7 protein-coding genes are annotated in these 6,760 nt (G+C 68.1%); 4 read left to right on the top strand and 3 right to left on the bottom strand.

The window, feature by feature from the left end; translation table 11 throughout:
• The first annotated feature begins 104 nt into the window (after positions 1–104).
• The gene (locus E1182_RS28150; RefSeq protein ID WP_132270761.1) at positions 105–1,067 is read left to right on the top strand and encodes a serine hydrolase; all 963 of its coding nucleotides are present in this window, start codon (positions 105–107) and stop codon (positions 1,065–1,067) included.
• Between the two features lie 391 nt (positions 1,068–1,458).
• On the top strand, positions 1,459–1,893 hold the full coding sequence (locus E1182_RS28145) for an ankyrin repeat domain-containing protein (protein ID WP_132270760.1): 435 nt from the start codon (positions 1,459–1,461) through the stop codon (positions 1,891–1,893).
• Between the two features lie 115 nt (positions 1,894–2,008).
• Here E1182_RS28145 and E1182_RS28140 read toward each other — a convergent pair whose 3' ends face one another.
• The gene (locus E1182_RS28140; protein ID WP_243706464.1) at positions 2,009–2,608 is read right to left on the bottom strand and encodes a TetR/AcrR family transcriptional regulator; all 600 of its coding nucleotides are present in this window, start codon (positions 2,606–2,608) and stop codon (positions 2,009–2,011) included.
• Positions 2,609–2,711: 103 nt separating this feature from the next.
• On the opposite strand from E1182_RS28140, the gene E1182_RS28135 reads away from it, so the two are divergent.
• Together E1182_RS28135 and E1182_RS28130 are read left to right on the top strand one after the other, a co-directional pair.
• A complete protein-coding gene (locus tag E1182_RS28135) occupies positions 2,712–3,758 on the top strand; it encodes an aldo/keto reductase (protein ID WP_132270758.1) in 1,047 nt (348 codons plus the stop codon).
• Positions 3,742–4,170: a DUF6584 family protein gene (locus E1182_RS28130; RefSeq protein ID WP_132270757.1), complete on the top strand. Its 429-nt coding sequence runs from the start codon at positions 3,742–3,744 to the stop codon at positions 4,168–4,170. The genes E1182_RS28135 and E1182_RS28130 overlap by 17 nt, the downstream gene beginning before the upstream one ends.
• Positions 4,171–4,366: 196 nt before the next feature.
• Here E1182_RS28130 and E1182_RS28125 read toward each other — a convergent pair whose 3' ends face one another.
• Positions 4,367–5,731 carry a ricin-type beta-trefoil lectin domain protein gene (locus tag E1182_RS28125; RefSeq protein WP_207921547.1) on the bottom strand — a complete coding sequence of 455 codons (1,365 nt, stop codon included), beginning with the start codon at positions 5,729–5,731 and terminating at the stop codon, positions 4,367–4,369.
• 45 nt (positions 5,732–5,776) lie between these two features.
• The coding region (locus E1182_RS28120; protein ID WP_132270756.1) for an arabinofuranosidase catalytic domain-containing protein at positions 5,777–6,760 on the bottom strand (984 nt) is incomplete at its 5' end.

The raw sequence follows: 6,760 nt of genomic DNA, 5'->3' as shown, positions 1-6,760 counted from the left end.
TCACCGGCCGCCGCGAGTTGCTGCCCGAAACCATCGCCGCCATCGCCAGCCTCGTTTCCGACAAGTCGGCCGGTCTGACCTGGTGAAACACGCAGACTCAACCCATCAACTACTGCGCACAAGGTCGCAAGACCTTCACCGCGACCCTGATGCTGCAACTGGTGGCCGAGGGCAAGATCGGGCTGGACCACCCGGCAGCGGACTACCTGCCCGAGTTCGGGCTGGACGAGCGCATCACGGTGCGGATGCTGTTGCAGCACACCAGCGGGGTGTTCAACTTCACGGGCGAGTACTACGACGACGGAAGGTTCGTGCCGGGGATTCCCGCGCCGAGTACCCCGTTGAGCGATGAATGGGTCGACAGCCGGTTCACGGCCTACCGGCCGGAGGACCTTGTGCGGCTGGCGTTGTCCAAGCCGGCGCGGTTCGAGCCGGGGACGGACTGGAGCTACTCGAACACCAACTACGTGCTGGCCAGGCTGCTGATCGAGAAGGTCACCGGCCGGCCGCTCGCCGAGGAGATGCAGCGGCTGATTCTGGGCCCGCTCGGCCTGTCGGACACTGTGCTGCCGGACGCCTCGCCGGAGATCCCCGAGCCGCACGCCCACGCCTACTACCGGTACGAGGACACCGGCCAGCAGAAGACCGTCGACGTCACCCGCCAGAACCCCGCCTGGATCTCCAGCGGTGGTGACATGATCTCGACCACCCAGGACCTCCACACGTTCATCTCGGCACTGACCGGCGGCAAGCTCCTCCCGGCCCCGCTGCTGGCCGAGATGTGCAAGCCGCATCCCAAGGCCGGCTATGGCCTGGGGGTTTTCGTGCAGGACGCCGGCGAGAACGGCGGCAGCATCATCACCCACAACGGCGGCTTCGCCGGCCACGCGGCACTGATGTACAGCACGCTCGACGGCAGTAGGATCCTGACCGCCGCGCTGAACTATGTTGACGACGCCGCAATGTCCCTGGCCGAGGCGTTCCAGAAGGCAACGCAGAGGCTCGTCAACGAAGTGTTCTGCGGCGGGCAGGCCGAGTCGGCTGACCAGGCCGAGCCGGCTCGGTAGACATGCCTGAGCACCGCGAGCCCGTACGCATCAGGGGCGGCTACTTTCCGGTCGTGTTCACGCCGTTGACACGAGGTGGGCCACGCGCACCGCCCTTCACCGAGAGAAGCACGCGCCGCGTCGCCGACGGGAGCTCAACTACTGCCGCCGGCGGCGCGGAGCCTGGATCACCGTCGCGCACCGCGAAGTACGGATGCCAGGCACCAACGTGGCCGAGGGACGCTCGACCCAAGCCCGCCGCCACGAACCGCTCGACCGCACACTGATCTGGAACGGGCTTGATCCGGTTGTCGTGACGCTGAGTAGCGCGCGGTCTGTGGCATGAGCGGACGCCCGGGAGCCGTGCCGTTGGAATGCTCGTGAAGAGCCCGGACTGTCTATTCTGATGTTGGTGAACGTCCGACAGCGCAAGAAGCTCACCGCCCGCCTGATGGAGTCGCTGCTGCGTGACGATCTCCCGACCGTGCTTGCGCTGTTGCGTGCCGGGGCAGACCCGAATGCGGCAGACCGTGACGGCACCACGCCCCTCTACCTGGCCGCGGTGCACAACGGGCGTGCGGCGGTGCGGATCCTCTTGGATGCCGGCGCAGACCCGAATGTCGAGAGTGGGCGCGGCGAGGAAGGGACACCCTTGACGGGAGCGGCAGCGTGGGGACACGACGATGCCGTCCGCGAACTCCTCGAACAGGGCGCAGATCCGACCCTCCGCGAAGACCGCGGCAGCGGACTGTCGCCCCTCGAATGGGCCGTCCGAGGCGGCCACTCCGAGACGGAAGCGCTGCTCAAAGCCGCAGGTGCGACGCCACCACAGGCATCATGTGAGTAGCGAGGACGGTGCGAGCCCACGCGACTGCAGCGCCCTGGCCCCAGATGCGCTGGCTACTGGGCTGTAGCTCGCTACCCGCGCACCACTCGTGGGCAGATCCGGATGGGCGCCGTCGTCAGTTGGGACTGCTCGTGGGCGTGTAGACGCCGGCGTGGGCGGCTGCCGCTGCCGCCTCGGCGGCCCGGTCTGCCGTGGCCCTGTCGATAGGATCTCCGCTGACGAGCAGGCGGTAGTAGAGCGGTGCGGAGACGGCGCGGATCACCTCGGCCGGGTCCGTGCCCGAAGGCAGTTCCCCCCGCCGCACAGCCTGCTCCACGCAGGGGACCCACTCGGCGATCCGGACGGCGTAGAAGCGATGGAGAGCCTCGGCGGCACGGGGGTCGCAGGTCGCGGCGACGATGACCGCCCGGAACAGCGCACCCTGACGCGGGTCGACCAGGGTGCGCTGCACGAGCCGGGCATTGGCGCGCAGATCCTCGATCAGTGATCCGGTGTCGGTCCGCGGCAGTGACTGCTCGGCCATGTCCGTCAGTAGGTCGGCGACGAGGCCGGCGGCCGTACCCCAGCGGCGGTAGACCGTTGTCTTGCCCACCTCGGCGCGGCGCGCCACGTCGGTGAGGTCGAGGCGGTCGAAGCCGTGCTCGACGAGTGCGTCACCGGCAGCTCGTAGCACGGCGGCGCGGACCCGGGCGGTCCGTCCTCCGGGTCGGGTCACACCGACGACCATAACGGGTCTCCAGTTCCCTTAACTGCTGATGGCTGCTAGCGTAGCTGATGCATTAACGGAACCGTGGTTCCCTTAACGAAAGGTTGTCATCGTGGAGTACCGACGACTTGGGGCCTCCGGGCTCACCGTGCCCGTCCTCAGCTTCGGCGCCGGCACCTTCGGCGGTGCCGGACCGCTCTTCGGCGCCTGGGGCAACACGGACGCGCGCGAGGCAAGACGCCTCGTGGACATCTGTCTGGACGCCGGGATAAGCATGTTCGACACAGCAGACGTGTACTCCGACGGCGCGTCTGAGGAGGTGCTGGGACAGGCGATCAAAGGCCGACGCGACGCCGTCATGATCTCGACCAAGAGTGGCCTGCCGACCGGCGACGGACCCAACGACGCGGGAACCTCACGCGCGCGACTCATCCGATCAGTCGAGGCGGCTCTTCGCCGACTCGGTACCGACCACATCGACCTGTTTCAGCTGCATGCCTTCGACGCCGCAACACCCGTCGAAGAGGTCCTAGCGACACTGGACGACCTGGTACGAGACGGGAAGATCCGCTATCTCGGCGTCTCCAACTTCGCCGGCTGGCAGCTCATGAAGTCCCTCGCCGCAGCCGACCGGGACCACCGCCCCCGGTACGTGGCACACCAGGTCTACTACTCGCTCGTTGGTCGGGACTACGAGTGGGAACTGCTGCCATTGGGACTCGACCAAGGCGTCGGAGCCGTGGTGTGGAGCCCACTGGGCTGGGGACGACTCACCGGCAAAATCAGCCGCGACACACCGCCACCCCCCACGAGCCGACTGCACGCCACCGCCGCCTACGGCCCGCCGGTCGACGACGAGCACCTGTTCCGCGTCGTAGACGTCCTCCAAGACCTGTCCCGCGAGACCGGCCGGGCAGTGCCACAAATCGCGGTCAACTGGCTACTGCGACGGCCCACGGTAGCCACCGTCATCATCGGCGCCCGAAACGAGGCACAACTGCGGCAGAACATCGACGCTGTCGGCTGGTCACTCACACCCGAACAGGCAGCCCGGCTCGACACTGCCAGCACCCGCACCGCGCCTTACCCGTACTTCCCCTACCAGCGGCAGGAAGGCTTCGCCAGGCTCAACCCTTCGCCGCTTGCGAACACCGTCTGAGCAACGACCACCACGTCCACTCATCGGCAAAGCCCGTGAACAGCTGATCCTCTTCAAGGAGATCGTCCCCCCCGAGTTGCATCTCGGGCACTACCGCCCCGCGATGCAGCGCCTGGCGAGCCTGACTGCCGCCTACCCCGACGACCTGGATCTGCGTGCCCGGCGGGCGGCACTCCACCGGCAGGTGGGCAACCTGGTCGACGTTGGACGATGGGGCTTTCTTACCGTGGACGCCACCCCAGATGAGATTGCCGCATTCGACAAGGCTCACTCTGGTGCCTGGGCGCGCTTGCTCGCGTCGAAGGTCAAGGCCGGTCCCGCCGACCAACTCGGGCCCGTGGCGAGCGCCCGCCTGGCCCAGTTGATCCAGCAGGCCGGCCAGGAAGCCCAGCCCTGGTGGCCAGGAGTGTAGCGGGCGGCGTAGGCGGGTCGAGCGCTGTGATCCCGGTCGAGCCGAGCGCACGCGGCGATCTGTCGTTGGTCATTGGCGGCGGTGACCGAAAGCGGACCGGCCCGCGGCAATGCCGCGGGCCGGTCGTCGGGGTTTGCGGGCTGACGTGAGGGCGGCCCGGCGGGCACCGCGGGAAACCGCCCTCATCCGGCCACCGTTACGCTCGTGTCCAGCGTTGGTTGGTGCCGCCGTGGCAGTTCCAGACGATGACCGCGGTGCCGTTGGCGGTGCCGCCGCTGTTGACGTCCAGGCACAGGCCGGTCTGGGTGTTGCTGATCGTGCCGTTGCTGTTGTGGTTCCACTGCTGGTTGGCGCCGCCGTGGCAGTCCCAGATCTGCACCCGGGTGCCGGCGGGGGCGTTGGATGCGACGTCCAGGCATTTGCCCATGGTCTGCAGGGTGGCTGCGTTCTGGGTGAACTGCTGGTTCGCGCCGGTGTGGCAGTCCCAGATCTGTGCCTGTGCGCCGTTGGCGGAGGAAGCCCCGCTGATGTCCAGGCAGCGACCGGAGGCCTCACCGCGCAGCCGGTTACCGTTCGGGCCCGGCGTCGGGGTGGTCGGGTCCGGCGTCGGGGTGGTCGGGTTCGGCGTCGGGTTCGTGCCCTGGAACTGCGCGAAGAACCGCCACACCTCTGCCTTGGTCCAGGTCCGGACGCCGTCCTCACAGCCGGAGCAGCCGTCCACCGGGCCTGGCCCGTGGCCTCCGTCGAACGCGGCCCACTGCACCGGGTATCCCGCCCGGCACGAGTAGGCGGTAGTGATGTGCGTCCTGCTGCCCGGTGACGGTTCGCGCGGGTTCTGGGCGGCACAGCCGTTGTTGCGCACGAATCTGTCACGCAGCGAACGCCCCTGAGAGATGTTGAGAACGTTGTCCGAGATGCCGTGGATCCCGAAGTACGCGATCGGCTGGTTGCCGCCGCTGCACCCGCTCAGCTGCGCGCCGGCGTAGACGGCGACCGCTCGGAAGACGTTGGCCCGAGCGCACGCGATGGCGTAGCTCATGCCTCCCCCGTAGCTGAAACCCATGGCGAAGCGCTGCGCCGTGTCGACACAGAGCGCGTTGTCGATCAATCGGACCATGTCGTCGACGAACGTGATGTCTTCGCCGCCGGAGTTGGGCCAGCCGTTGCCGAGGCCCTGCGGCGCGACGAGGATCGCACTGTTGTTCGACTGTTCCTGCATTCCGTAGTAGGCCCAGGCGCTTCCGCTGCTCCCGCCAGTGGCGACGTCGTTCATGGTGCCGCCCCGCCAGTGGAACGCGAAGATCAACCGGTACGGGTTGCTGTTGTTGTAGCTGGCGGGAACTCGCAGGATGAAGCTACGAGACTTGCCGCCGCTCTGGATCGTGTGCGTGCCACTGTTCAGGCCCGGGGCCTTGCCGCATCCGGCCGTCGCCGCCAGGGGGACGGCGTCCGCCGCCGCGGACGCCAGGCGGAAGCCGGCGACACCGGCGCTGGCCAGTACGGCTGTGGTGGCGATGGCGACCAGTAGACGCCATCGGTGCCGATGGGTGCCCTGTGGCATGTGTTGCTCCGTTCTCTGGAGGTGGAGGTGGTGTCCGGCGTGGGTTCAGCGGTAGCCGGCCGCGACGATGTTGGCCTGCACCGCGTTCTCGGTCGCGTCGGACGGATAGCCCGCGACCATCGCCCCTTCGTAGAAGGTGCCGGCGCTGAGGTTGGCGCCGCCGCCCGGTTTGCAGCAGTCCCCGCCGCTGCCGAGGATGATCGCGCCCTGCTTCTTCATCGGGCTGTACCCGGGAGGAAGAGCTCCGTCATAGAGCGTGTAGAGGCTGCCGGACTGGGCGTTGCTGCCCTTGATGGCGAAGCGGGACGTCCCGTTGTTCTTCAGGGTCGCCGTGACGAACTTGCTGGTGAAGGAGCGCTGGTTGGGGTTCCAGGTCTGGCTGCCGCCGGAGTAGAGCCCCCATTCCAGGTCGGCCTGGACCCAGGGTCCGGTACCGGAGCATCCGCCGAACCAGCACTGGGTGCTGAAGTTGATGGCGTCCATCGCTCCGGCGGCGTCGGCCGATCGGGTCGTCTCGCTGTTGCCGTAGTCGAAGCAGCAGCCGTTGTTGACGTGGGTGCCGCTGGTCACCATGTACATGCCCTCGGGCGCACTGCCGGTCGGCACACCGGTCAGGTGGCCGTCCCGCCAGTAGCTGTTACCGGGGTTGATGTAGAGGGAGTAGGCCTTGTTGCCGCCGACGGTCAGCGATTCGGAGGTCGCGATCGCCGGACGGCTCTGGGTGGAGCCGGGGACCACGCTCGACCCCTGGTACCACAGGTCGTTTCCTCTGCCGGACTGGTCGAAGACCACGGTGATGACGCAGGTGGTGCCGGCACAGAACGTATCCTGGGCCGCCGCGTTGGCGGAGCCGCCCGCGGCCAGGACGCCGATGTTCCGGGTCGTGTTGTCGGACGAGCGGCGAACCTGGTAGAGGTTGCCGTTGTAGGCGCTGAAGAGCGCCCGTACGGTGCTGTGCGCGGCGACGCAGGGGGTGCCGCCCGAGGCGTAGATGTCGCAGGGGCCGCCACCGGTCGGCGGTGTGGGGGG

Origin of the sequence: Micromonospora sp. KC721 (assembly GCF_004348355.1) — a bacterium.
Lineage (GTDB): Bacteria > Actinomycetota > Actinomycetes > Mycobacteriales > Micromonosporaceae > Micromonospora.
The sequence above is the reverse complement of the archived record's forward strand: the minus strand, read 5'-3'. Positions and strand labels throughout refer to the sequence as shown.

What these genes read in the sequence shown, in the direction of transcription:
- E1182_RS28125 (WP_207921547.1), bottom strand. Translation starts at nt 5,731, where the DNA reads ATGCCACAGGGCACCCATCGGCACCGATGGCGTCTACTGGTCGCCATC.